The organism is Bacteroides graminisolvens DSM 19988 = JCM 15093, from assembly GCF_000428125.1.
GTDB classification, from domain to species: Bacteria; Bacteroidota; Bacteroidia; order Bacteroidales; family Bacteroidaceae; genus Bacteroides; species Bacteroides graminisolvens.
Window position 1 is genome coordinate 456,103 of record NZ_ATZI01000001.1, and the last position, 26,069, is coordinate 482,171.

18 protein-coding genes and 2 pseudogenes are annotated in these 26,069 nt (G+C 39.4%); 11 read left to right on the plus strand and 9 right to left on the minus strand.

Translation table 11 applies throughout. The features are described from left to right. Window positions 1-19 precede the first annotated feature (19 nt). Window positions 20-1,627 carry a beta-N-acetylhexosaminidase gene (locus tag C511_RS0101840; protein ID WP_226992416.1) on the plus strand — a complete coding sequence of 536 codons (1,608 nt, stop codon included), beginning with the start codon at window positions 20-22 and terminating at the stop codon, window positions 1,625-1,627. 82 nt (window positions 1,628-1,709) lie between these two features. Here the strand turns inward: C511_RS0101840 and C511_RS0101845 are convergent, their stop codons facing one another. The 9 genes from C511_RS0101845 to C511_RS0101885 form a co-directional block, all read right to left on the minus strand. After that, a complete protein-coding gene (locus C511_RS0101845; RefSeq protein ID WP_024995355.1) occupies window positions 1,710-1,910 on the minus strand; it encodes a DUF2007-related protein in 201 nt (66 codons plus the stop codon). 206 nt (window positions 1,911-2,116) lie between these two features. After that, window positions 2,117-3,772 (minus strand): AMP-binding protein, encoded by a 1,656-nt coding sequence (locus C511_RS0101850; protein WP_024995354.1) that lies wholly within the window; start codon window positions 3,770-3,772, stop codon window positions 2,117-2,119. Window positions 3,773-3,804: 32 nt separating this feature from the next. Continuing rightward, window positions 3,805-4,359: a helix-turn-helix domain-containing protein gene (locus C511_RS0101855; protein WP_024995353.1), complete on the minus strand. Its 555-nt coding sequence runs from the start codon at window positions 4,357-4,359 to the stop codon at window positions 3,805-3,807. A 12-nt stretch (window positions 4,360-4,371) separates the two neighbouring features. Then, complete coding sequence (proC, locus tag C511_RS0101860; protein ID WP_024995352.1) at window positions 4,372-5,148, minus strand: pyrroline-5-carboxylate reductase; 777 nt, start codon at window positions 5,146-5,148, stop codon at window positions 4,372-4,374. Between the two features lie 168 nt (window positions 5,149-5,316). After that, a complete protein-coding gene (locus tag C511_RS0101865; RefSeq protein WP_024995351.1) occupies window positions 5,317-6,441 on the minus strand; it encodes an aspartate aminotransferase family protein in 1,125 nt (374 codons plus the stop codon). Window positions 6,442-6,528: 87 nt separating this feature from the next. Then, complete coding sequence (gene argC / locus C511_RS0101870; protein WP_024995350.1) at window positions 6,529-7,497, minus strand: N-acetyl-gamma-glutamyl-phosphate reductase; 969 nt, start codon at window positions 7,495-7,497, stop codon at window positions 6,529-6,531. A gap of 18 nt (window positions 7,498-7,515) precedes the next feature. Then, window positions 7,516-8,724 (minus strand): argininosuccinate synthase, encoded by a 1,209-nt coding sequence (locus tag C511_RS0101875; RefSeq protein ID WP_034781202.1) that lies wholly within the window; start codon window positions 8,722-8,724, stop codon window positions 7,516-7,518. Between the two features lie 39 nt (window positions 8,725-8,763). Then, entirely contained in the window at window positions 8,764-9,342 is a 579-nt protein-coding gene (locus tag C511_RS0101880; protein ID WP_024995348.1) for a GNAT family N-acetyltransferase, read from the minus strand. A 75-nt stretch (window positions 9,343-9,417) separates the two neighbouring features. Then, a complete protein-coding gene (locus C511_RS0101885) occupies window positions 9,418-9,897 on the minus strand; it encodes an arginine repressor (protein WP_024995347.1) in 480 nt (159 codons plus the stop codon). 368 nt (window positions 9,898-10,265) lie between these two features. Between C511_RS0101885 and C511_RS15990 the strand changes: the two are divergent. From C511_RS15990 to C511_RS15995, 10 genes and pseudogenes are all read left to right on the plus strand, one after another. Then, window positions 10,266-11,366: pseudogene (locus C511_RS15990) on the plus strand (glycoside hydrolase family 88/105 protein); the annotation flags it as partial. Window positions 11,367-11,394: 28 nt separating this feature from the next. Further along, entirely contained in the window at window positions 11,395-14,145 is a 2,751-nt protein-coding gene (locus C511_RS0101895; protein WP_027317703.1) for an alpha-L-rhamnosidase, read from the plus strand. A gap of 74 nt (window positions 14,146-14,219) precedes the next feature. Next, the gene (locus C511_RS0101900) at window positions 14,220-15,710 is read left to right on the plus strand and encodes a glycoside hydrolase family 28 protein (protein ID WP_394356827.1); all 1,491 of its coding nucleotides are present in this window, start codon (window positions 14,220-14,222) and stop codon (window positions 15,708-15,710) included. A gap of 250 nt (window positions 15,711-15,960) precedes the next feature. Continuing rightward, a complete protein-coding gene (gene rhaB / locus C511_RS0101905) occupies window positions 15,961-17,427 on the plus strand; it encodes a rhamnulokinase (protein ID WP_024995345.1) in 1,467 nt (488 codons plus the stop codon). A 27-nt stretch (window positions 17,428-17,454) separates the two neighbouring features. Beyond that, window positions 17,455-18,708 carry an L-rhamnose isomerase gene (locus C511_RS0101910; protein WP_024995344.1) on the plus strand — a complete coding sequence of 418 codons (1,254 nt, stop codon included), beginning with the start codon at window positions 17,455-17,457 and terminating at the stop codon, window positions 18,706-18,708. A 34-nt stretch (window positions 18,709-18,742) separates the two neighbouring features. Then, window positions 18,743-19,774, plus strand: coding sequence for an L-rhamnose/proton symporter RhaT (gene rhaT / locus C511_RS0101915; protein WP_024995343.1), 1,032 nt, complete (start codon window positions 18,743-18,745; stop codon window positions 19,772-19,774). Window positions 19,775-19,790: 16 nt separating this feature from the next. Further along, window positions 19,791-20,600 carry a rhamnulose-1-phosphate aldolase gene (rhaD, locus tag C511_RS0101920; protein WP_027317704.1) on the plus strand — a complete coding sequence of 270 codons (810 nt, stop codon included), beginning with the start codon at window positions 19,791-19,793 and terminating at the stop codon, window positions 20,598-20,600. A 100-nt stretch (window positions 20,601-20,700) separates the two neighbouring features. Beyond that, window positions 20,701-22,008 carry a glycoside hydrolase family 88/105 protein gene (locus C511_RS0101925; RefSeq protein WP_027317705.1) on the plus strand — a complete coding sequence of 436 codons (1,308 nt, stop codon included), beginning with the start codon at window positions 20,701-20,703 and terminating at the stop codon, window positions 22,006-22,008. Between the two features lie 188 nt (window positions 22,009-22,196). Further along, on the plus strand, window positions 22,197-23,105 hold the full coding sequence (locus tag C511_RS0101930) for an AraC family transcriptional regulator (RefSeq protein WP_024995342.1): 909 nt from the start codon (window positions 22,197-22,199) through the stop codon (window positions 23,103-23,105). A gap of 120 nt (window positions 23,106-23,225) precedes the next feature. Next, window positions 23,226-26,060 (plus strand): annotated as a pseudogene (locus C511_RS15995) (glycoside hydrolase family 2 TIM barrel-domain containing protein). The last annotated feature ends 9 nt before the right edge of the window (window positions 26,061-26,069 follow it).

A 26,069-nucleotide genomic window follows, 5' to 3' on the forward strand; every position in this document is an offset into this window, starting at 1 on the left:
GTTACGTAAACTTTTAATTATGATTTCTTTTGTGTGTAATATCGGTTTGTCTGCACAAGTTCTTTCAAATGTTCATATCATTCCGCAGCCTCGGGAAATGTCGGTGGCTCATGGAACGTTTCGAGTAACCCGCGAAACATTCGTCGTTACGGGGCAGAAAGAGTTGCTATCGGTTGCAGATTATTTTTGCAAGTATACTACTGATTTGCTAGGGCTTTCACTGTCTGCTCGAAAAGTAAAGAGTAAAGAGATTGATTCGATCCGTAAAGCCATTGTTTTGCAAAATCTAAATAATGGAAGGGTTTCGGGAGGTTATCAGCTGGAGGTTACCAACGAGGGTATTGTCATTAAAGGAAATGATGCGGCGGGGGTATTTTATGGAGTGCAGACATTAATTCAATTATTGCCTGTGAAAGCTGGCGTGTTGGCTGACATTCCACTCGTAACGATACATGATGAACCTCGTTTTGCGTATCGGGGAATGCACTTGGATGTGGTAAGACATTTCTTTCCAATTGCCTATATCAAACGTTATATTGATTACATGGCACTACATAAAATGAATTATTTTCATTGGCATTTGACTGATGACCAGGGTTGGCGTATTGAAATGAAGTCTTATCCTAAGCTGACCCAGATCGGGGCTTATCGAAAAGGGGAAATAGAGGGAATATATCCTGGTTTATATAAGGAATTGCCTTATGGTGGCTTTTACACACAAGAGGAGATTAAGGAAGTTATAGCTTATGCCGCCGAACGTTTTATAACGATCATACCCGAAATTGACATACCGGGTCATTGTATGTCAGTGTTGGCCGCTTATCCTGAATTTGGTACTGTAAACGATGCATCAAAGGAGTGTGCATTAACATGGGGTATATATAATAAATTTAATAATGTACTGGCTCCCAAATCAGAGGTGTTCAGCTTTTTGAAGGGTGTCTTTTCTGAATTATGCAGTTTATTCCCTTCGCCTTATATCCATGTGGGTGGTGATGAGTGTGCTGTTCGATGGTGGAAAGAATCTGACGAAACTCAGTCTTTCATGCGTGCTCATCGTTTAAAGAATGAAAAAGAATTGCATCGCTATTTTATTCATTATGTTCAGGAGGTGGTAAATGCCAAAGGCAAAACATTGGTTGGATGGGATGAAATACTTGAAGGAGGTGTGTCAGCAGATTGTGTTGTGATGAATTGGAGAAAGTCGGCCCAAGCTGTTAAAGCTTTGAAGAATGGGCATCAGGTAATTGTTACTCCATCGGCTTATACTTATCTTAATATAAAAGAGTCACGCCGTCAGAAGGAGTTAGGCTTTCCGGGCTTTCTTCCACTAGAAAAAGTATATGATTTGCCTATATTACCCGATAGTTTGTCTGATGAACAGAAAAGTAGAGTGCTGGGTGGACAGGGGTGTATGTGGACTGAATATGTTTCTACTCCTGCAGAGTTGGAATTTGCTTTGTTTCCCCGTATGTCTGCTCTCGCTGAGCGGTTGTGGAGCTTTGATAAAGACTGGGTTCGGTTTACACAGAAACTTCAAACTCAGTTTGATCGTTATGATTTATGGGGAGCCAATTATTCGGAAGCGGTTTTTCGGATGCTTGATTTAGAACATTCATATAGATAAATAAAAAGGTGTCAGTAAACTGGCACCTTTTTCTCACTTTTAGTTGTGAGCATTCATGTAGACTTCTTCTCTCTTGTCTGTCTTAGAATATTTTTTTCCCGTCAATCAACTGAATGGCTGCGGTGTATTGGTCGTATGGAACAGAAAGACGTATGCTGTTGAGGTCTTTGTCTTTTATGGATACTTTTATATAGGATGCAGTGAGTAACTCAATGACTGAGTTTACTTCCCAAGGGCTACCTGCAAAAACATCTACTAAAGACTTTTTTTTATTTGTTACCATTGTTTTAATGCTGACTTAGTTACGGCTGCAAATATAGATGTTTTTTTTGTACTGCAAATAAATCCGTTTTATATTCTGAAACAAAAATGTAGTGCAAACGTTACCGAAACATCGTTTTGCTACATATTTTAACAATAAAAGGCTGCAAATTACTATTTTTAAGTATTTGCAGCCTTGAGATAGGGCTAATTGCCGACAGTATGTTTTTATTTCACATCGTTCTCTCGGATTTCAACTCGTCTTATTTTACCGCTAATCGTTTTGGGAAGTTCGTTTACAAACTCAATGACCCGCGGGTATTTATAGGGTGCAGTTACTTTTTTTACGTGATCTTGCAATTCCTTAATTAAATCTTCTCCGGCAAGATGCTTATAATCATGCGCCAAAACAATAGTCGCTTTTACTACTTGTCCGCGGATGTCATCAGGTACACCCGTAATAGCGCATTCAACTACTGCCGGATGTGTCATTAAAGCGCTTTCTACTTCAAAAGGACCAATTCGGTATCCTGAACTCTTAATCACATCATCGGCACGGCCTACAAACCAATAATAACCGTCTTCGTCTTTCCATGCCACGTCTCCCGTATAATAGATATGATCATGCCAAGCTTCTTGTGTACGTTTTGCATCGCGGTAATACTCTTTAAATAATCCCAAAGGCTTTCCTTTATCGGTGCGGATTACAATCTCTCCTTGTTCACCGGCTTCTACTGAACGGCCTTCTGCATCAATCAAATCCATTTCGTACTGAGGATTTGGTACTCCCATACTTCCAGGCTTAGGTTCCATCCAAGGGAATGTTCCAATGGTGAGTGTCGTTTCTGTTTGTCCGAAACCTTCCATCAGCTTAATTCCTGTTAGGTTCTTAAAAGTCTCGTACACAGCAGGGTTTAATGCTTCACCAGCAATGGTGCAATATTTGAGCGACGACAGATCATATTTGGTAAGATCTTCGCGAATGAGAAAACGAAATATGGTGGGAGGTGCACAGAGTGATGTGATGTGGTAATCGTGTATCTTTTTGAGTATTTCCGCTGGTGTGAATTTCTCATGATCGTAAACGAATACATTGGCTCCTGCTATCCATTGTCCGTAGAGTTTCCCCCAAACGGCTTTTCCCCATCCTGTATCGGCTATCGTTAGGTGTAAACTTTGTTCGTTGAGATTGTGCCAAAAACTTGCCGTAACAATATGCCCCAATGGATAAGTGAAGTCGTGTGCTACCATTTTGGGCTGGCCGGTTGTTCCTGAGGTGAAGTACATTAAAGAGATATCATCATTCTTGTTTGCTTCTTTAGGGCGGGTGAAAAGAGTAGCTTTTTCAATTCCTTCATGAAAATCAAGAAAACCTTCTGGTATTTCGGGACCTACACTAACCAACTTTTGAACGGTTGGTGAGTCAGGCATGGCATCGACAATGTGTTTGGTAACGCTTTCTTCACCTGCTGCAACAATCATCTTGATACTTGCAGCGTTGCAACGATACGCAATATCCTTTTTAGTGAGCAGATGAGTTGCTGGAATTACCACAGCGCCAAGTTTATGCAGAGCTACTATGCTAAACCAAAACTCATAGCGTCTTTTCAGAATCAACATAACCATATCGCCGTGTCCAATGCCTAAGCTTTGAAAATATGATGCAGTTTGGTCTGTATAATGCTTCATTTCGCCGAATGTGAATTGACGGTGTTCACCCTTATCGTTGGTCCACATCAATGCGGGTTTTTCAGGCTGTTCGGTAGCCCATGCATCCACTATATCGTAACCGAAGTTAAAAGAGTCAGGCACATTGATTTTAAGATTCTCAATAAAGTCTTCCTGTGAAGTAAAGGAGGTTTTTGATAAGAACTTTTCTATCATAATGATTGATTGTTTGGATTATCGGAAGTTATTTACATGATAACTGCCAAGAATTTTACGGTTTGTTGATTGAGGGCTTTCATTCCGTGAGGTATCTTTGAGTCAAAATAGATGCTGTCACCTTCATTTAGGATAAGCTCTTTTCCTCCTATACAAAAAAGCATACTACCTTTAAGTACAAGATTAAATTCTTGTCCGTTATGGCTGTTCTGTTGCATCGGTTCGTCATCATTTTTAGGTTCTACGGTGACGATAAACGGATCGGCATGGCGATTCATAAATCCTGCAGCAAGAGATTGGTATTTGTATGCCTTACGGCGTTCAATAGATGTTCCTTTGCCACTTCTGGTAATAAAATAGGTGCTCATTTTGGGTTCCTCACCAAACATGAGTGCCTCAAGAGCAATATTATATCGGCGGGCTATTTTTTGGAGCATACTTACCGATATATCATATTGTCCGCTTTCTGCATGAAGGTATTCTTCTTTAGTTAATTCGCATTCTTCTACGAGAGTGTCTACACTTAGCTCCAGCACATCTCGCAACCCGCGAAGACGTTCTGCTATCTGTTTAATTTGTTCATCCATGGTTTGATTGTTTTATTTTAAACTAGCTTTCATTGCATTGATAATGGCCGATGTGAATCCTCCATGCTCAAGCTCGTTAATTCCCTTTATAGTGAGTCCGCCCGGTGTGGTAACTTTATCTATCTCAACTGACGGATGGCTTTCATTGGTAAGAATCAGTTCTGCCGCTCCTTTTACAGATTGGGCTACCATGCGAGCGGCGTCTTTCGGATAAATACCCATTTCTACTCCGGCTTGCATCGCTGCCTGTATATATTTTAATACATAAGCAATGCCGCAAGATGTTAGAGCCGTGGCTGCGCCCATTTGTTTTTCATCAATAAGCATGGCTACTCCCATTTCATTGAAGATGTTGGCAAGTAGTGCTTCTTGTTCTTTGCTTGCATTGTGTGAAGCCAATAGGGTCATACTTTGCATCTGTGATATTGCCGTGTTCGGTATGATACGGAAGATTGTAGCCTTTTCTCCGATCCATTGCTCGTATTCAGCGAAAGGTATTCCTGCTGCAACGGAAGCGATAATCTGTTTTTCGGTTTGTAGAGTTAGTCCTTCAATGACTTCTTTTATGAACCATGGCTTGACTGCTAGAATTATAAGATCGGCTTCATTGATTGCCTCCTGGTTATTGCAGGTGGTTTTAATTTGTGGATTGAATTCCTTGATAGCGCGTAGTTTGCCTTCCGATGGATTTGAAACGGTGATATCTACGGGCCGAATAAGGCTGCCTTGCGCCATTCCTCTTGCTATGGCACCACCCATATTTCCTGCGCCGATAATTGCTACTTTCATGTATTTAAATTTTAGTTCCAACATGTTCTTTATGAAGAATGTGCCAATAGCCATGCTGCAATAGCAAGATGATGACCATTGACACATCTGTCATTTATTACTGCCATAGCGGCAAAGTTACAAGATTTATGTGCAAATGATAACTTTGCAGCAAAAAAAATCAGCTTCTCAGCCTAAAACTTTTTTGAATCGTTGTAAGAATTCATCTGCCTGTTCTATGCTCAAGCAAAGCGGTGGCAACAAGCGAATTACATTGGTTCCACTCACTCCCGTAAAGACTTTCTCTTCATAAAGAAGTTTGTTGCGGATTTCTTTTACCGGTTCCTCAAATTCTAATCCTATCATTAACCCACGACCTCTCACGTCTTTGATTTGTGGGAAGCTTTTAAGTTGTTGTAGCAGGTATTGCCCCACTTGTGCTGCGTTTTCTGTTAAATGATCTTTTTCAATGACATCTATTACCGCTAAAGCAGCTGCACAAGCTAAATGGTTGCCTCCAAACGTTGTTCCCAACATGCCGTAAACCGGTTTAAATATAGGTGATATAAGTACTCCCGCAATTGGAAATCCGTTGCCAATTCCTTTAGCAACAGTGATTATGTCGGGCTTGATTCCGGCATATTGATGTGCAAAAAACTTGCCACTTCGTCCGTAGCCGCTTTGTATTTCATCAAGAATTAACACGGTATTTGTGGCAGTACATGCTTCACGAAGTTCTTTTAAAAAATCATTGTCGGGTAATTTAATACCTCCTACTCCCTGTATACCTTCTATAATGACAGCGCATACATCATTCATAGACAGTTCTGCTTTGACTACCTCTATGTCGTTAAGCGGCAAGTAGGTGGTATGAGCATTATTGTTGATTGGAGCGATAATTTTAGGATTATCTGTAGCCTCAACAGCCAAAGAGGTGCGTCCGTGAAAAGATTTGGAAAAAGAAATGATTCGTGTTCTTCCGTTATGAAAAGATGCCAGTTTTAAGGCATTTTCATTTGCTTCTGCACCTGTGTTGATCAAAAAGAGTGAATAATCGTCGTAACCGGACAGAACTCCTAGTCGAGTTGCAACTTCTTGCTGTAATTTGTTAATCACAGAGTTTGAATAGAATCCCAACTGGGCGACTTGCTTTGTTATCATATCCACATAATGGGGATGACTATGTCCGATGGATATAACTGCATGTCCGCCATAGAGATCGAGGTATTTAGTACCGGTTTCATCCCATACGTAACAACCTTCTCCTTTTACAATGTTGATGTTAAATAACGGATAAACATCGAATAATTTCATGATAAAATCCTCCTTTGCACCTGCCTGATATTCTGGAAACAGGAGGCAGGTGATTAATAACTATTTGTTTTAATATTAATATAATTCTTAAAAAGCAGCTGGCTTCAGTCGAAGACCAACTGTCTCTTCAAGATTAAACATGAGGTTCATATTGTGAACGGCTTGTCCTGATGCTCCCTTTAGCAAGTTGTCGATGCAGGAGATTATGAGTAATTTATCACCATGTTTCTCTAGGTGAATAAGACATTTGTTGGTGTTTACAACTTGTTTAAGATCAATGTTTTTGTCGACAATGTGTACAAATGAATCTCTTTCGTAATATTCTTCGTAAATACGGGTAATTTCATGGAGATCGACTTTCGTTTTTACTACCAATGTCGCAAAGATTCCTCGAGGAAAATCTCCACGATATGGGATAAAGTCAATTTCAGCATTGAAACTGGTTTGTAATTGTGTTAATGATTGCTTAATTTCAGGAATATGCTGATGATCAAATGCTTTATATATACTCATGTTATTGTTGCGCCAGCTAAAATGACTGGTTGAACTTGGTTTTACACCAGCACCTGTGCTACCCGTAATAGCATTTACACTGATGTCTGAGTTAAGCATTAGGTGTTTGGCTAACGGAAGCAATCCTAACTCAATGCATGTGGCAAAACAACCGGGATTAGCCACCCGGCTGGCTTTGCAGATAGCCCGGCGGTTAAGCTCAGGAAGTCCATAAAGAAAGTTGTGCTCACTGCTTGCTATGCGATAGTCCATTGATAGGTCAATGATCTTCAGACTTTCGGGAATGTTGTGGCTTTCCATAAACTTCCGTGTATCTCCGTGGGCAGTACAGAAGAATAATACATCGATTTTGTCCAATGGTAATTCATCTGTGAAGACCAAATCGCATTCACCATACAAACCTCCATGTACATCGGTTATTCTATTCCCTGCATTACTGCTGCTATTGACAAATACAATTTCTGCTTCAGGATGGTTGACTAGTAGACGAATAAGTTCACCTGCTGTATAACCTGCCCCACCTATAATTCCTGCTCTAATCATACTTAATTGTGTTGGATATTATTTAATTTCTTTGCCGTTCTTTTTTTGGTTGGCATAATATACGCGTAATGGAGTTGAAAGTATTTTGGTAAAACCTTTAGCATCCTCTGCTGTCCATCCTTTTTGTACTTCACCATATTCGCCGAAGTCCGTTTTAACAAGATCATAAGTTGATTCTACTCCAACAAGAGTGTAGCTATAAGGACGAAGAATAATACTAACTGTTCCGTTCACATTACGTTGTGAACTCTCAAGCATTGCTTCAATATCGCGCATAACAGGCTCAAGGTATTGAGCTTCGTGCAGAAACATGCCATACCATGTGCCAACCTGATCTTTCCAATATTGCTGCCATTTACTTAGGGTATGTTTTTCAAGCATTTTATGTGCATTGATAATTAGCATAGGAGCAGCAGCTTCGAATCCTACTCGACCTTTGATACCAATGATTGTATCTCCGATGTGCATGTCTCGTCCGATGCCGTACTTGCTTCCAATTTCTTCTACTTTATTAATAGCTTTTACTTTGTCTGAAAAGACTTCTCCATTAACTGCATGAAGCTCTCCTTCTTTAAACTCGAGTTTGAGTGTCTGATTGTCTGTAGTACTTACTTGGCTAGGGTATGCTGATTCGGGAAGAGTTTGATTGCTTTGCAATGTCTCTTTTCCTCCGATGCTTGTTCCCCATAGACCTTTATTGATAGAGTATTCCATTTTTACGAAATCGGCAACAAATCCGTGTTCACGAAGATAGTTTATTTCGTATTCACGAGTCAGTACCATGTCACGTGTAGGGGTAATAATCTCAATTCCCGGTGCAAGCACATCAAATGTAAGGTCAAAACGAATTTGGTCGTTCCCTGCGCCGGTACTTCCATGAGCGATGGCATCAGCTCCTATCTCACGAGCATAGTTAGCTATAGCAATTGCTTGGAAAATGCGTTCAGAGCTGACTGAAATCGGATAGGTTCCGTTTCGCAATACATTTCCAAATATCATATATTTGATGCTCTTATTATAGTAATCTTGAGTAACATCTAATGTAGCATGCTTAACTGCTCCTAGTTTGTATGCTTTATCTTCAATAGTTTTTAAATCTTCTTCACTGAATCCACCGGTATTTGCAATAGCAGTGTATATTTCGTATCCCTTTTCCTTTGATAAATACATAGCACAAAACGAGGTGTCCAAACCACCGCTGAATGCTAAAACAACTTTCTTTTTCATAATTATTTTATTTTGGTAGATGACCTTTTTTGAATTTGTTTATTTGATATCTTCAATATCATTTTGTTCGCCGTCCTTTTGATGTTTTGTAGGATCATAAAGCATAGCAGTGCAGATACAGTATTTTCTACCTGTACGTTCTAATATGTCATGATTACAACATCCTTCACAACCTTTCCAAAAGGCATCGTCGGTTGTTAGTTCAGAGAAAGGAACCGGTACATAACCTAGTTCGGTGTTGATCTTCATTACAGCTCCTCCACTAGTTAATCCGAACAACTTGGCATTAGGCCATCGGAGGCGTGAAAGCTGAAATGCAGCTTTTTTTATTCGCTTAGCTAGCCCTTGACCACGGAATTTTTCAACAACAATAAGCCCAGAATTAGCTACATATTGTTTGTTTCCCCATGACTCAATATAGCAAAAACCTGCAAATTCATTACCGCAGAGGGCAATGATCGCTTTTCCTTCACGCATCTTTTGCGCTACATATTCATGCGAACGCTTTGCAATTCCCGTGCCTCTTACTTTTGCGGCGGTCGTAATTGTTTCTAATATAGTGTCAACGTAAACCTCATGGGATGCGTCGGCTACCATGACTTCAATTTGATTGTCCATTTCCTGAAATAAGCTTTAAGCTTTAAAATTAAATTCTGATTCTATTTTTTGAGTTTAGGTTGCTAAGCTCTTTGTTTACTCTTTCTTTTGTATCGGAATAATTGATGATAAAAACTTACGCACATCATTGTGAACAGCTCCTTCGCGAAGAACCAGCATAATTGTATCGTCTCCGGCAATGGTACCTAATATATCAATACCTTCACGGTTGTCTATGTCATATGCAATACTGCTGGCATATCCTGGGCGTGTTTTGATAACTGCTATATTAGCCGAAAACTGTAGTGAAACGAAACCATTATTAGATAGCATTTCGGAAGCCTTTTGGTCAGTTTGGCGTTTGTACATGATGTCATTGGGTAAAACATAGACATACTTTCCATTCATGCTTGCTGCCTTGGCTACCTTAAGTTGTTTCAAGTCACGGGAGAGTGTGGCTTGAGTCAATTCAAAACCTTCGCTGTTAAGTTCCTGCAAGAGTTCATCTTGTGAACCTATTTCTTTGCTGGAAATAATCATCTTAATGGCATCTAATCTGCTTGCTTTCTTCTTCATCTTGTATAATTATTCTAGAGACTTTGCAAAAGTATGCATTATTTTGGTGATAAGATGCATAAATGCGTCATTTTTTTATTCATTTATGCTAAAACAAGAATAAAACGACAAAAACTATAAGATAACAGTCAAAAAATCAACCTCGAATAAAAAGTTTTATTGTTATTTTTGTAAAATGAATCATTCTTTATTTTTTAAACCATAAAAGCACATTCATAATGAGAAAACTTATTGAAATCCTCTTTGTCTTTTTATTTGTTACATTAGTATCTGTTCATGCTAAGTTGAACCCTTATGATATGGTACACCGAGATATTCGAAAAGAAAGCGCTTTATCTTCGAGTGACAAAAAGAAAAAAACATCTGTACCCGAAAGGTATGCTCAGTGGTTTGCTGATTCTGAAATGCAGCGCTTTCCCGAAGCGTGGCAGTTGGATCATGGGAAAGCTCCGTTTTTTGGTTATGCTCAAGGAGTAGGTTGTTGTGCAATGTTGCAAATGTGGAAATCTACCGGAGATAAACGATATTTTGATTATGTTGAAAAGTGGGCAGATTCGTTGATAGATGATAAAGGTGATATCCATTTATATCGTGTTGAAACGTATAATATCGATTATGTTAATTCAGGTAAAGTCTTGTTTGATTTGTATCGTGAGACCCATAAAGATAAGTATAAATTGGCGATGGATCTACTTGTTAAACAAATGAAAAATCACCCACGTACCCTTGAAGGTGCATATTGGCATAAACTCATTTACCAGCATCAAATATGGTTAGACGGTTTGTATATGGCTTCTCCCTTTTTGGCTCAATATGGTGCAGAGTTCAATAAACCCGAGTGGATTGATGAAGCAGTAAAGCAGTTTACTTTATGTCATAAACATACTTATGATGGCAAAACAGGTTTGTATCACCATGCATGGGATGAGAGTAAAAGTCAGCGTTGGGCCGATCCTAAAACAGGGCATTCTCCTAACTTCTGGGGAAGAAGTATCGGTTGGTGGTTTATGGCATTGGTGGATGCACTCGATTATATACCTCAGACCCATCAGGGAAGAGCTGACATGATTATTTGGATTCAAAACTTGGCAGAAGTATTACCTAAATATCAGGATAATGATGGTTTGTGGTATCAAGTTCTTGATCAGCCAATGCGTGAAGGTAATTTCCCTGAGGCATCAGTCACTACACAGTTTATGTATGCTTATGCCAAAGCAGTAAACAAAGGTTATGTTGATAAAAAGTATAAAGTTTATGCGGAAAAGGCTTTCAAAGGACTTAAAGAAAAGCTTTTAGTTGAGAATGCTGATGGCACATTGACCTTGACTCGTTGTTGTCAAGTTGGAGGATTAGGTGGTAATCCCTACCGCGACGGGAGTTTTGAATATTATATAGGTGAGAAAATGAGAGATAACGATGCTAAAGCAACAGGACCTTTTATTATGGGGTGTCTTGAATTAGCAAAATAATGAAATGAAAAATGCAATTTGATAACCTATGAATCGTAATAAGTGGCTTTTAGTAATAGCTTTTGTGATATCATGTGTGCGTTCTTATGCTCAAGTGACAAGCTGGCCGAATATAAATGTGGAAGCTAAACCTGCAACTCGCTGGTGGTGGATGGGTAGTGCGGTAGATAAAGAGAATTTAACTCGTAATATTAAGAGTTATGCAGAAGCTGGTATGGGTACTTTGGAAATAACTCCTATATATGGAGTTCAAGGAAATGATGCCAATGAGATTCCGTTTCTCTCACCACAATGGATGGAGATGTTGCGCCATACCCAGAGCGAAGCGCATAGGAACGGAATGCAAATTGATATGAATACGGGTACCGGTTGGCCTTTTGGCAGCCCTGAAGTTAGTCTTGAAGATGCTGCATCTTGCTTGATTATTAGCGAATATAAGCTAAAGGGTGGTGAGCGTTTAAGGGTGAAAGTAGAGCCGGGAGATAAGACTCAAAAAGCACATGCTGTTTTAAGCCGTCTGATGGGTTTTTCTGATAAAGGGATTTGTTTGGATTTAACATTAAAGGTGGATAGCAAAGGGATGCTGAATTGGAAGGCTTCCAAGGAAAACTGGCGGCTTATTGCAGCTTTTACCGGCAAAACACTTCAAAAGGTAAAAAGAGCAGCTCCAGGTGGAGAAGGATATGTGATGGACCACTTTTCTGAAAAATCAGTAGAAAACTATCTGGCTCGTTTTGATAAAGCTTTCTCGAATAGTAAAGTCTCTTACCCTCATAATTTTTTTAATGATTCTTATGAAGTCTATAAGGCTGATTGGACACCCGGCTTCTTTGAAGAGTTTGCATTAAGAAGAGGATATAAATTAGAAGAACATTTGCCCGAATTTCTGTCGGAAGTGCGTTCTGATAATACAGCTCGTATTATTTCTGATTATAGAGAAACGATGGCTGAACTGTTGCAGGAGAATTTTACAAAACAGTGGACGGAATGGGCTCATAGCCATGGTGCTAAGACTCGTAACCAAGCACATGGTTCGCCAGGTAACTTAATTGATTTGTATGCAACTGTTGATGTTCCTGAATGTGAAGGTTTTGGTATCTCAGATTTTAATATTAAAGGCTTGAGAAAAGATTCGCTTACTCGTTCTAATGATTCAGACCTGTCAATGCTTAAATATGCTTCGTCTGCTGCGCATATTGCGGGAAAACCCTATATCTCGTCTGAAACCTTTACCTGGCTTACCGAACATTTTCGCACTTCATTGTCGCAGTGTAAACCTGATATCGATTTAATGTTCGTATCGGGAGTAAATCATGCTTATTTTCACGGTTGTACTTATTCACCTAAAGAGGCCGAGTGGCCTGGTTGGAAGTTTTATGCGTCTATAGACATGAGCCCTACTAATAGTATTTGGAAAGATGCACCTTCCTTTTTTGACTATATATCTCGTTGTCAAAGTTTTCTGCAGATGGGTGCACCGGATAATGACTTTTTGTTATATCTTCCGATATATGATATGTGGCAAGAACAAGACGGCCGATTATTAATGTTCGACATTCATAAAATGTCTCAGAGAGCCCCTCGTTTTATTGAAGCAGTGCACCGGATATATAATGCAGGATATGATGTGGATTATATTTCTGATAATTTTATACGTAATGCACAATGTGTAGACGGTAAGATCGTTACGAGCGGTGGAATTTCTTTCAAAGCTTTAATTATCCCCGGTGTGAAATTGATGCCAGATGATGTGCTTGCTAAGTTAGTGAAATTGGCCAGTGAAGGAGCGACCCTTGTTTTTCTAGACCGTTTTCCTGAGGATGTTCCAGGTTATAATGCCTTAGATTTGCGTAGGGAGAATTTTAATCAATGGTTAGAAAAACTCAAGTCGCAAAATAAAGAGCGTATTTTGTTTGGTCATGATTATGCCGAGACTTTGAGACAGACAGGTGTACGGCCTGAAATAATGAAGAGGGATTGGGGACTAAGTTGTATCAGGCGTTGTAATGAAGATGGTTATCATTATTTTATATCGGCTTTGAAAAGCGAAGATACGGAGGGATGGATTCCGTTGGGAGTGAAAGCTAAATCGGCACTCTTCTTTGACCCAATGACTGGTGAACAAGGTAAGGCTGCTTTGCGAAATGTAAACGGACAGACAGAAGTTTATATGCAACTGTCTTCAGGATCTTCAATTATTCTAAAAACATTTTCAGCATATGATGTTGATGTTAAAGCATGGAAATATTTCAAGACGTCTCGAGAGGGGATTTCAATTGGAATAGACAAATTTGACTTTTGCTTTTCCACATCGCTGCCGGAGGTCCATGGAACATTGAAACAGGTACAAGTAGGAACGTGGACTAATTATAATTTGCCGGAGGTGAAAAATACTATGGGAACAGGTGTTTATAAAACAACTTTTGTAATCAATCCCCTTTCAGCGCCTGAATGGATGCTTGACTTGGGTGATGTCAGAGAAAGTGCAAAGGTTATTATTAATAACAAATCTGTTGCGACATTATGGGCTGTTCCATTTCGTTGTATGATAGGCAAATATTTGAAATCGGGTATCAATACAATTGAGATTGAAGTCACTAATCTTCCAGCCAATAGAATTGCCGATCTGGACAGGAGAGGTAAGGAATGGCGTGTCTTTAAAGAAATCAATATGGTGGATCGGAACTATAATAAAACTGGATATGCAAACTGGGAATCAGTACCAAGTGGTCTTCTGACTCCAGTAAGACTTATTCCTATGGAACCAATAACGCATTGATTATCTCACATGAATATATAATCTTCAAATAATAACTTATGAAATTGCTGAATACTAGTCTCGTGCTATGCGGTATGTTGATAGGATTGTTTTCTTGTCAGCATTCGGAACCGTATAAGTACGAATATTTATATAAAAATCTGCCTTTTGATATGCCTCGTGTGAAGGAACCCGTTTTCGCTGCTAATGAGGTTAACTTGAAAGACTATGGAGCTATTGGAAATGGAGAACATCTCTGTACCGAGTCATTTGCCCAGGCTATTGATGCTTTGGTTGATAAAGGGGGTGGTAAATTGATTGTCCCTGCTGGAGTTTGGTTTACGGGTCCCATCATTCTTAAAAGCAATATTAACCTGCATCTGGAGAAGGGAGCAGTTATTCTGTTCTCACCAGATGTCGATTTATACCCATTGGTTGAAACTTCTTTTGAAGGTTTGGATACTCGGCGTTGCCAATCACCTATATCGGGTAGGGCTTTAATGAACGTAGCTATTACCGGTCATGGAGCAATTGACGGAAATGGTCATTTTTGGCGTCCGTTGAAACGCGAAAAAGTAAATGAAAGTACTTGGAAAGAGACAATATCTAGAGGTGGTGTTTTTAAACGTCCTACTTATTGGTTTCCATATCCCGAGTCTTTGAAAGGTGATAGCATTAGTGATATGAATGTTCCGCGTAATTTGAAAACAGAAGAGGAATGGCAGAGTATACGCCATTTCTTACGCCCTGTGATGTTAAGCCTTATTGATTGCAAAAATGTCTTGCTTGAGGGAGTGATATTTCAAAATTCTCCAGCTTGGAATCTACATCCATTGATGTGCGAGAACATAATAATTGATGATATACAAGTCCGTAACCCTAGTTATGCACAAAATGGAGACGGTTTAGATTTGGAATCGTGTAAGAATGTACTCATTATAAATTCGACTTTCGATGTGGGGGATGATGGTATTTGTATTAAAAGTGGGAAGGATGAAGATGGACGTAAGCGTGGGTGTCCCACGGAAAATGTTATTGTTGATGGTTGTACTGTTTTTAAAGGGCATGGAGGCTTTGTTGTAGGAAGTGAAATGAGTGGAGGTGTTCGTAATATATCAGTCGCTAATTGTCAGTTTCTTGGCACAGATGTGGGACTGCGGTTTAAAAGTAAACGAGGTCGTGGGGGAGTTGTAGAAAATATATGGGTTAAAAATGTTTCGATGATGGATATTGCTACCGAACCAGTTACATTTAATTTGTATTATGGCGGTCTTTCAGCAGTGGAGCTACTTGAAAGTGGAATAAAGCAACCCGATGAGGTTACGCCTATGTCTGTTGATGAAACTACACCGGTTTTTAAGAATATTTATATTGATAACTTGGTGTGTTCAGGCGCGCGTAGAGCATTATTCTTTAATGGTATTCCTGAGATGCCTATAGATGGTATCACACTACAGAATATTGATATTACATCAACCTACGGAGCCGAATTTGTTTACAGCAAAAATATAACACTCAAGAATGTTAATATACATAATAAAAAGGGTGAGAAAATAACAAGTCGTTTCTGCGATAAAATTCACTAAGATATTATTGAAATTTAGAAGTTTACCAGTTTTTGCTAATAAATAAAAGTGTGTACGGAATCTATATTCTTTGTACACACTTTATTTATTTGATATGGACAATAAGTTATTGCCAAATATGCTATCTTTTCCATCAAAATACACATAAACGATTATTTATATTCTTGTTAGTTTTGTAATATGCTATGTTAAACGACTAGTATTCAGAGTAAATTTCTTATTCTAACAATAATTCATCACAACACGTATTATGAAACAGTGTTTTTTTGCAGTTGACCTTGGAGCTACGAGTGGACGCACCATATTGGGAGCTTTTACAGATAAAGGGTTCGAATTGGAAGAGGTTAATCGTTTTCCAAATCATTTGATTGAAGTTAGTGGTCATGTTTATTGGGATATAAATGCTTTGTATCAGCACATCATTGAAGGACTGAAAATCGCGGCTCAAAAGCAAATAGAAATCACTTCAATCGGTATTGATACTTGGGGGGTAGATTTTGTTTGTATTGGTAAAGATGGTCATATACTTCGTCAGCCTTATGCATACCGTGATCCCCATACTATCGGTGCTCCTGAAACCTATTTTAATAGGATTTCAAGGACTAGGGTGTATGAACTTACGGGCATTCAAGTGATGAATTTTAACTCGTTATTTCAACTAGATACTCTACGCCGGAATAATGATAGTTCGTTGGAGTCTGCAGATAAAATCTTGTTTATCCCTGATGCTTTATCGTATATGTTGTCCGGTAAAATGGTAACTGAGTATACCATCGCATCTACAGCTCAGTTGGTGAATGCTCACACTCGTAAGTTAGAGCCAGAATTGCTGTCTTCTTTGGGCTTGACAGAAGATAATTTTGGCCGTTTCGTATACCCTGGAGAATTGATTGGAACCTTAACTGCTGAAGTACAAAAGTTAACTGGTCTCGGCGCTATTCCTGTGGTAGCTGTGGCTGGCCATGATACAGGTTCTGCTGTGGCTGCAGTCCCAGCATTGACTAAGAATTTTGCTTATTTAAGCAGTGGAACTTGGTCACTTATGGGAATTGAAATAGATAAGCCTGTTATTAACGCACAAACTGAATTATTTAACTTTACAAATGAAGGTGGTGTTGAGGGTACTATTCGTTTGCTTAAAAACATTTGTGGTATGTGGCTGCTTGAGCGCTGCAGAAGCGAGTGGGAGGAAACATCTTACCCTGAATTAATTTCTGAAGCACAGAAATCGGAGGCTTTCCGGAGCATTATTAATCCAGATGATGCACTGTTTAGTAATCCTTCAAACATGGAAAGTGCAATCTGCGAGTATTGTGCTTTAACCAATCAGCCAATTCCAGATACTCGTGCGCGTGTTGTACGCTGTATTTTTGAAAGTCTTGCATTGCGCTATCGACATGTTCTCGACTCACTGATAGCTCTTTCTCCCCGTCCGATAGAAGTACTTCACGTGATTGGTGGTGGAAGTCGTAATGACTTATTGAATCAATTTACAGCAAATTCTACCGGCATTACAGTTGTCGCAGGCCCGTCGGAGGCTACGGCAATCGGGAATATAATGGTTCAGGCAATGGCAGCCGAAAAGTCATCCGGCATGGATGAAATGAGAAAATTAATAAATTCATCGATTCCTTTGACAATATTTGCCCCTCAGGATACAGAAGAATGGAATTGCGCATATAAGAGGTTTTTGCAGATTATTGATCTAAAAAAATAGTTTATTTACATAAAAAGAATTTGTGTTATGAAAGAAGAATTAGTAAAGAAAGCCTATGATATAGCTCTTGAACGCTATGCTGCTGTAGGTGTAGATGCCAATGAGGCTATTGAAAAATTACAAAAGATTTCGTTGTCACTTCATTGCTGGCAAGCTGATGATGTTACAGGTTTTGAAAACCCTGATGGACAGTTGTCTGGCGGAATCCAAGCTACAGGTAATCATCCGGGTAAAGCAAGGAATATAGAGGAGCTACGTCAAGACATATTGAAGGCTGCAAGCTATATTCCTGGAACTCACCGTTTGAATTTGCATGCAACATATGGCGATTTCGGAGGAAAGTTTGTTGATCGCGACGAAATTGAACCGAAGCATTTCCAAAGTTGGATGGAGTGGGCTAAGGAGAATGGAATGAAACTTGATTTTAACTCTACTTCTTTTTCTCACCCCAAAAGTGGAAGTCTTACCTTAGGCAATCCTGATAATGACATACGCAATTTCTGGATTGAGCATACCAAACGTAGTCGTGCTATAGCAGAAGCGATGGGGCAGTTTCAAGGAGATCCTTGTATTATGAATCTTTGGATTCATGACGGAAGTAAGGATCAAACCGTAAATCGTTTACGCTATCGCGAACTTTTAAAACAATCGTTAGATGAAATTTTTGCGACTAAATATGATAATATGAAAGACTGTATCGAAGCCAAATTATTTGGTATCGGAGCAGAAAGCTACACCGTTGGCTCATATGATTTCTATTTAGGTTATGGTTCAAAGAATAACAAGATGGTAACGCTTGATACAGGCCATTTCCATCTGACAGAAAGCATTGCGGATAAAATTTCTTCGCTGCTGCTTTTCACTCCTGAAATCATGTTGCATGTGAGTCGTCCAATTCGTTGGGATAGTGACCACGTAACAATCATGAACGATGATACATTGGACTTGGCAAAAGAAATTGTACGTTGTGGTGCTTTAGATAAAGTACACATCGGACTTGATTACTTTGACGCAAGTATCAACCGTATTGGTGCATACGTAGTTGGTAGTCGTGCTACGCAAAAATGTTTCTTGCAGGGACTACTTGAACCGATTGCTAAATTGCGTGAATATGAAGCAAACGATCAGTTGTTTGAGCGTCTGGCACTTCTTGAAGAATCAAAGACTTTACCTTGGAATGCTGTTTGGGATATGTTCTGTTTGAAAAATAATGTTCCGGTTGGGGAAACATTTATTTCTGAGATACAGAAATACGAACAAGAAGTTACTTCAAAAAGATAAATTGACGAGCGTTATTTAAACAACAATACATATCATGAACACACTTATCGGACTTTTTATTATTGCTATAGGCAGTTTTGGGCAAAGCAGTTCCTATGTTCCTATTAATAAAGTGAAACAATGGAGTTGGGAAAACTTTTGGCTAGTACAAGGAGTATTCGCTTGGTTAGTTTTTCCTTTCTTAGGAGCACTATTAGGAGTTCCCGCCGGAAGTGATTTGTTCCAATTGTGGGCTTCAGGTGGAGCCTTGCCATCTATTATTTATGGTGTACTATGGGGAGTCGGAGGATTGACTTTTGGACTTAGTATGCGTTATTTAGGTGTGGCATTGGGACAAAGTATTGCATTGGGTACTTGTGCCGGGTTCGGTACCTTATTTCCTGCCATATTTTCTGGAAAAGATCTGTTTCAAGGTGAAGGATTGATGCTATTAATTGGTGTCTGTATTACCTTGGCCGGTATAGCAATCATAGGTTATGCAGGAAGTCTGCGTTCCAAGAACATGACTGAAGAGGAAAGAAAAGCTGCTGTTAAAGATTTTGCTTTAACTAAAGGCTTGCTTGTGGCGCTTCTTGCAGGCGTAATGAGTGCATGTTTCGCTTTAGGACTTGAAGCTGGAACCCCTATTAAAGAAGCTGCCATATCTGCAGGAGTAGAAGGACTATATGCAGGTTTGCCTGTTATTTTTCTAGTCACGTTTGGTGGTTTTATGACCAATGCAGCATATTGTTTGCAACAGAACATTAAGAATAAAACAGGTAAAGAATACTTTAGTGTGAGTCGTTCAACATGGATTAATAATGTATTGTTCTGTGCTTTGGCGGGTGGTCTTTGGTATTCTCAGTTTTTTGGATTGGAAATGGGTAAAAGCTTTCTTGAAGAAAGTCCGGTTTTACTCGCTTTTTCATGGAGTATTTTGATGTCTCTCAATGTTACATTTAGTAACGTATGGGGTATGATATTAAAAGAATGGAAGGGCGCTAACAAATTCACGATTATGGTCTTACTTTCCGGTTTGGTGGTATTGGTCTCTTCTATTATTGTTGTGGCAATGGCGCAAGCTTAAAAAATACAGATTTATTATGAAATCAATTTTAGATAATCGTCCTGAACTGGCAAGACAGGTTGCTAATGTAGCTGAGGTTGCCGGATATCTGTGGCAAAAAGGATGGGCTGAACGCAATGGTGGAAATATCACCATCAACGTTACAGAATTTGTAGATGATGAAATCAAAGGAATGGAACCTATTAGTGATATTATGCAGATAGGAACTACTTTGCCGCATCTCAAAGGCTGCTATTTCTTTTGCAAAGGCACTAATAAAAGAATGCGTGACTTGGCCAGATGGCCAATGGAAAACGGTTCTGTTATACGTATTAATGATGACTGTGCAAGTTATGTAATCATAGCGGACAATCCGGTGAAACCGACTTCAGAGTTGGCATCTCATTTGTCTATGCATAATTATCTTATTGGAAGTGGTTCTACTTATAAAGCGGCTGTTCATACTCACCCGATTGATTTAGTTGCAATGACTCACAATCCGGCCTTCCTCAAGAAAGATGTATTGACAAAACTTCTTTGGAGTATGATTCCTGAAACAAGAGCTTTCTGCCCCCGAGGTTTAGGTATCATTCCCTACGCTCTGCCAAGTTCAGTTGAATTAGCAGAAGCTACAGTTAAGGAATTGGCAGAGTATGACGTTGTTATGTGGGAGAAACATGGTGTTTGCGCTGTTGGTGAAAATGTCATGGAGGCTTTTGACATGATTGATACGCTTTCAAAATCCGCTCAAATCTACCTGACTGCAAAATCTATGGGTTTTGAACCCGATGGAATGTCTGAAGCTTTAATGGAAGAGCTTAAAGTAGCCTTTAATTTGCCCAAATAAGAATATCTTTTCTTATATACCATTTTATAATAAGTGTGCTGTACATATGGCACACTTATTATTTCTACGAATCTACATTGTTAAGTTTAAAAATCTGATAATTATGAAAGTCAATAAATGCTTGTTCCTTAGCATATTTCCTCTTTTACACCTGTCGCTTAGTGCCCAGACTAATATGTCTCCAAAAGAAGTGGCCATGAAGATAGCCGATCGTATATTAAATACTACTACTTATGACTTTAAAAACGTCAAAACAGGTGAAGAATACAATTCGGTGAAGGGTATTCCCGTTAATCAAGATGTGAAAGTGGTGTCAAAATACACACAGTGGCATTATACAAATGGGGTGACTAACATGGCTCTGATGGAATTAGGGAATAAACTGGGCGACCTTAAGTATGAAAAGTATGTACTTAAAAATATGAATTTTGTTTTTAATGAAGGAAATCTTGAATTCTTCCGTAAGCAATATGATCAGGCATTTAAAGATGGAGGATGGGAAGCCATACGCAAATTAAGTTGGCACATGATTTTTCGTGCTAAACGTCTAGATGATAATGGTCCGATGGGAGCTAGTTTGATTGAATTACAGTTGAAATACCCTCATAAATCATTCTTGAACTATATAAATGAAACAGCCAGCCATTTGAATTACGCTGAACCGCGTTTGGTAGATGGTACAATCGCTCGCATTTGGCCTCACGAGAATACTATATGGGCAGATGATGCCTTCATGGCGATCTCTTTTCTTTCTAGAATGGGCAAATTGACTGCTGACAGTAAATATTATGACGATGCTGCCAATCAAGTTCTTAATTATACTCGTTATCTGTGGTGTCCGGAGAAAAGCATTTATTATCATTGTTATCATACAGACAATAAGGAACATGGAGTTGCTCACTGGAGCAGAGCAAATGGTTGGGTTTTTATGGCGCAAGCGGATTTGTTGGCTGTGTTACCCAAAGAGCATCCTCTACGCGAAGAGTTGCTTCGGAACTTTCGTCAACAGGCAAGTGGTGTAGCTCGGTATCAAGGGAAAAATGGTTTGTGGCATCAATTATTGGATAAAGAAGATTCTTATGAAGAGATAACCGGCACGGCCATGTTTGTTTTTGGAATAGCCAAGGGGGTTAAAGAAGGTTGGTTACATCCAGACTTTATTTATGTTGCAGAACAAGGCCTTAAAGGAATGATGCGCCTCATCTCTGATCAGGGCGATGTAAAAGGTATATGTGTTGGTACGGGCATCATGCCTTCATTGGCATATTATTATAATCGTCCGGTGCAAGAAAATGATCCAATGGGAGAGGGACCGGTATTACGTGCTCTTGTTGAAATGATTGATGCGCCTAAATACAGTGAAATCAAAGCCGAAGAGCAATATGATAAAATTGTTATGAAAAAATGATGTTATTTGCATAGCGATGCGAGAAAATACTTTGTATTTGCAAGGTTATATATGAAGTGTTTTCTCGTTTCTCTACCATACTCTTGCTTTTTATCGATTTAAAAGAAGATGTTTTTTTTATTGTAATATACTAGTTTATAGGATTTAATGTTTATTTTTGCTCCTTAGACCAATGTGACTTTTCGGATATGACTAAGAGTTTTAATGATTTAGGAGTAGAATTCAAGTACCTTATTGTAAATGACAAAGATCACCAGTTTGGTCTTTGGGTAAACACGGTCGGCTATCAAGCAATACAACCCAACTCTCCTTATCCCCTCAAGGATCACCCCTCTGGATATTTTTTTAATGCATCGAAAGGCCGTATCCTGCCTGAATATCAAATTGTTTATATAACCAAAGGGCGCGGATTATTTGCTTCTGACTCCACTCCCGAGCGGCAAGTCTGTAAGGGAAGGCTGATGATTCTGTTTCCAGATCAGTGGCATACCTATCATCCTCTTCAACAGACAGGTTGGAACGAATATTATATCGGTTTCGAAGGGACAATCATTGATAACATAATTAAAAACTCATTCATTACCCGTGAAAATCAAGTCTTGGAGGTCGGTCTTAATGAAGAATTAGTTTCTCTATTTACCCGAGCAATAGAAATTGCAGAATCTGATAAGATCTCGGCACAGCAGTATCTTTCGGGAATTGTACTTCACATGATTGGTTTAATTCTTTCTATCTCCAAAAATAAGATATTTGAGATGGGAGATGTTGATCAAAAAATAGAGCAGGCTAAAATTATAATGAACGAAAACGTTTTTAAAAACATTGATCCTGAGGAACTAGCTATGCGACTTAATATAAGCTATTCATGGTTTCGAAAAGTTTTTAAGGACTATACAGGCTACGCTCCGGCCAAATATTTTCAAGAATTGAAGCTTCGAAAGGCCAAGCAGTTACTTGCCGGCACATCTCAATCAGTGAAAGAAATTTCTTTCATGCTTGATTATAAATCGACAGAACACTTCTTCTCTCTTTTCAAGAAACGTACCGGTTTTACTCCTCTAGAATACCGTACGTATGCAAGAGGTGGTGAAGAATAAACCGAAAATCTTCTTAAAACGTCATTATTACTAATGATTATGACATTTTAATTACCTTATTTCTCTTTTATATTCATGATCTTTACGCTTTATGAACTTTGAAACTATAATGCTAATATCATGAAATTTGTAAGCGCATGCTTTCTTCTTTTCTTTTCACTCTGTGTGTACGCTCAAAAGACAGAGACACTCTATTTATCAGGTAAAGGTCTAGGTAATACAATTACATGGAATTTTTTCTGCTCTAATGGTCACAAAAGCGGTAAATGGAGTAAGATTGAGGTCCCTTCTCAATGGGAACTTCAAGGGTTTGGTGAATATACTTATGGTAGATGGTACAAGACAAAAGGTGCTGTGCCAAGTATGGAAACAGGTTTATATCGTTATTCTTTTAAGGTTCCTGCAGCATGGAAGGGCAAAATTATCCGCATTTATTTTGATGGAGTGATGACCGACACAGATGTGAAGATCAATGGAATGTCTGCCGGAGATACGCATCAAGGAGGGTTTTACCGTTTCTCATACGATATAACAGATAAAATAAAATATGGTGCAAAAAATCAATTGGAGGTTTTTGTTCGCAAGCACTCTCTAAATAAAAGCGTCAATGCTGCAGAGCGAATGGCTGACTGGTGGACTTTCGGAGGTATTTATCGTCCGGTGTGGCTCGAAGCGAAACCAACCTCACACATTCAGCACGTTGCTGTTGATGCTTCTTCGCAGGGAATTCTTTCAGCCAAAATACAATTTAATAACCTGAAGAAAGGATGCCATCTCGTTGCTTTAATTGCTCCTGTAGGGACTGACAGAGGTACCTTTCTTCCACAATCCATATCTCTGCAAGACACTGTTTCTGTGCAGCGAATATCGGTGAATTGGAAGGGGGTTAAAACATGGACTCCGGAGACTCCTAATCTTTATCTGATGACACTGAGCTTACTTAATGAAAAAGGCGAAATGATACATACTTATCAGGAACGCATTGGTTTCAGAACGGTAGAGTTCAAACCTAAAGACGGTCTTTATGTGAATGGCACGAAAGTGACCATGAAAGGTATTAACCGACATTCTTTTCATCCCGATGGCGGAAGGACTACAAACAGGGAAATAAGTTTGCAGGATGCACTTCTCATAAAAGAAATGAATATGAATGCGGTTCGTTTTCATTATCCTCCCGATACTCATTTTTTAGAGATGTGCGATTCGTTAGGATTGTTTGTCATCGACGAACTGGCTGGTTGGCAGAATTCCTATGATACTTCTACCGGACTTAAATTGCAGCGTGAGATGTTGCTTCGTGACGTAAATCATCCTTCCATTGTTTTATGGAGTAATGGTAACGAGGGAGGTTGGAACAATGCTCTAGATCAGCATTTTGCTGATTATGATATACAAAAAAGACACGTCATACACCCTTGGGCTGATTTCAACCAACTTGATACGCACCACTATCCGGCCTATTTAACAGGTGTGGCTCGTTTTACTAACGGGTATAATGTATTTATGCCAACCGAATTCATGCATGGTCAATATGATCAGGGACACGGAGCCGGTTTGCAAGATTTTTGGGACAACTATACTCGTCATCCATTGTTTGCAGGCGGTTTCATGTGGGATTTTTGCGATAATGCAGTGAAGCGTGCTGACAAAGGGGGAATACTTGACTCTGAAACTTTTAATGCACCAGATGGAATTCTGGGACCCTATCGTGAGAAAGAGGGAAGCTATTATACTGTACGCGAGGTATGGTCGCCTATCCAAATCAAGAAACAATACATAACATCTTCATTCAAAGGTGAATTCATGTTGAGCAACAACTATTTGTTTACGAACTTAAGTCAGTGTACTATGAAGTATCAAATATATGCGGCTCCGTCTCCTTTAAAAGGGGGGCAACAATCTTTGCTTGCATCTGGAGAGGTTGTATTACCTTCGCTTCATCCGGGTGAGACCGGACGTGCTGTGATGCAAGTTCCTGAAAATTTCTTCGAAGGAGATGTTCTTCAACTAGAGGCATTTGATGCTACAGGCAAAAGCATTTGTAACTGGACGTGGCCCATACATTATGCGGCTGATTATTTTCAGAAGCAGCGTGCCCTAATTTCTTCTGATGAAACGGCTCTTTTAACTGAATCAGACTCCACGGTCACTTTGTCTGCTAAGCATGTAACTGTTACATTTACAAAGCAAGATGGGAAGATTATCAGCGTGTTGAACTCTTTAAATAAACAAGTCCCTTTCAAAGAAGGACCGGTTGCTGTTGGAATGAAAATGAAGCCAATACGTTCAACTTGCAGGATGGATGGTACCGATGCGGTGTTTTGTGTCAATTATGTAGGCGGTGTTGACTCCATCGTGTGGCGTATGTCGGCCGACGGCCTCCTTAATATGAATGCGGTACTGCTTAATCGTGCCTCTGGGGGAGGTGGTTTCGATGATGCGTTTATGGATGAGCAAGTCTATAATTTGGGATTGACCTTCTCATATCCGGAAAAGTAGTGTACGGGCATGCGTTGGTTTGGCCGAGGCCCTTACAGAGTTTGGAAGAATCGTGTTCCGGGAACGAATTATGGAATATGGCATAAGGATTACAACAATACAATTACCGGTGAATCCTTTGAAAATCTCGTCTATCCCGAGTTTAAAGGCTATCATGCTAATTTATATTGGGCGACTATAGAGAATAAAGAAACTCCTTTTACTGTTTATTCGGCTAGCGATGGAGTTTTCCTCCGCCTTTTTACACCGGAAGAGCCTAAAGGCAGACAAGATGGTGTGAATACCATGCCCGACTTCCCAGCCGGCGATATTTCTTTTTTGTTTGATATTCCTGCCATACGTTCCTTTAAGCCGGTTTCTCAGCATGGGCCTCAGAGCCAGCCCGGAAATATCCGTATTAAGAAAGGAGACGAAGGCATACGTTTGAACTTATACTTTGATTTTAGAAATAAATAATTCGAATGA

Bases quoted from the DNA above. Each gene is read 5' to 3' on its own strand.
- C511_RS0101840 (WP_226992416.1), top strand. From the start codon at position 20: ATGATTTCTTTTGTGTGTAATATCGGTTTGTCTGCACAAGTTCTTTCA.
- C511_RS0101845 (WP_024995355.1), bottom strand. From the start codon at position 1,910: ATGGTAACAAATAAAAAAAAGTCTTTAGTAGATGTTTTTGCAGGTAGC.
- C511_RS0101850 (WP_024995354.1), bottom strand. From the start codon at position 3,772: ATGATAGAAAAGTTCTTATCAAAAACCTCCTTTACTTCACAGGAAGAC.
- C511_RS0101855 (WP_024995353.1), bottom strand. From the start codon at position 4,359: ATGGATGAACAAATTAAACAGATAGCAGAACGTCTTCGCGGGTTGCGA.
- proC (WP_024995352.1), bottom strand. From the start codon at position 5,148: ATGAAAGTAGCAATTATCGGCGCAGGAAATATGGGTGGTGCCATAGCA.
- C511_RS0101865 (WP_024995351.1), bottom strand. From the start codon at position 6,441: ATGAAATTATTCGATGTTTATCCGTTATTTAACATCAACATTGTAAAA.
- argC (WP_024995350.1), bottom strand. From the start codon at position 7,497: ATGATTAGAGCAGGAATTATAGGTGGGGCAGGTTATACAGCAGGTGAA.
- C511_RS0101875 (WP_034781202.1), bottom strand. From the start codon at position 8,724: ATGAAAAAGAAAGTTGTTTTAGCATTCAGCGGTGGTTTGGACACCTCG.
- C511_RS0101880 (WP_024995348.1), bottom strand. From the start codon at position 9,342: ATGGACAATCAAATTGAAGTCATGGTAGCCGACGCATCCCATGAGGTT.
- C511_RS0101885 (WP_024995347.1), bottom strand. From the start codon at position 9,897: ATGAAGAAGAAAGCAAGCAGATTAGATGCCATTAAGATGATTATTTCC.
- C511_RS0101895 (WP_027317703.1), top strand. From the start codon at position 11,395: ATGAATCGTAATAAGTGGCTTTTAGTAATAGCTTTTGTGATATCATGT.
- C511_RS0101900 (WP_394356827.1), top strand. From the start codon at position 14,220: ATGTTGATAGGATTGTTTTCTTGTCAGCATTCGGAACCGTATAAGTAC.
- rhaB (WP_024995345.1), top strand. From the start codon at position 15,961: ATGAAACAGTGTTTTTTTGCAGTTGACCTTGGAGCTACGAGTGGACGC.
- C511_RS0101910 (WP_024995344.1), top strand. From the start codon at position 17,455: ATGAAAGAAGAATTAGTAAAGAAAGCCTATGATATAGCTCTTGAACGC.
- rhaT (WP_024995343.1), top strand. From the start codon at position 18,743: ATGAACACACTTATCGGACTTTTTATTATTGCTATAGGCAGTTTTGGG.
- rhaD (WP_027317704.1), top strand. From the start codon at position 19,791: ATGAAATCAATTTTAGATAATCGTCCTGAACTGGCAAGACAGGTTGCT.
- C511_RS0101930 (WP_024995342.1), top strand. From the start codon at position 22,197: ATGACTAAGAGTTTTAATGATTTAGGAGTAGAATTCAAGTACCTTATT.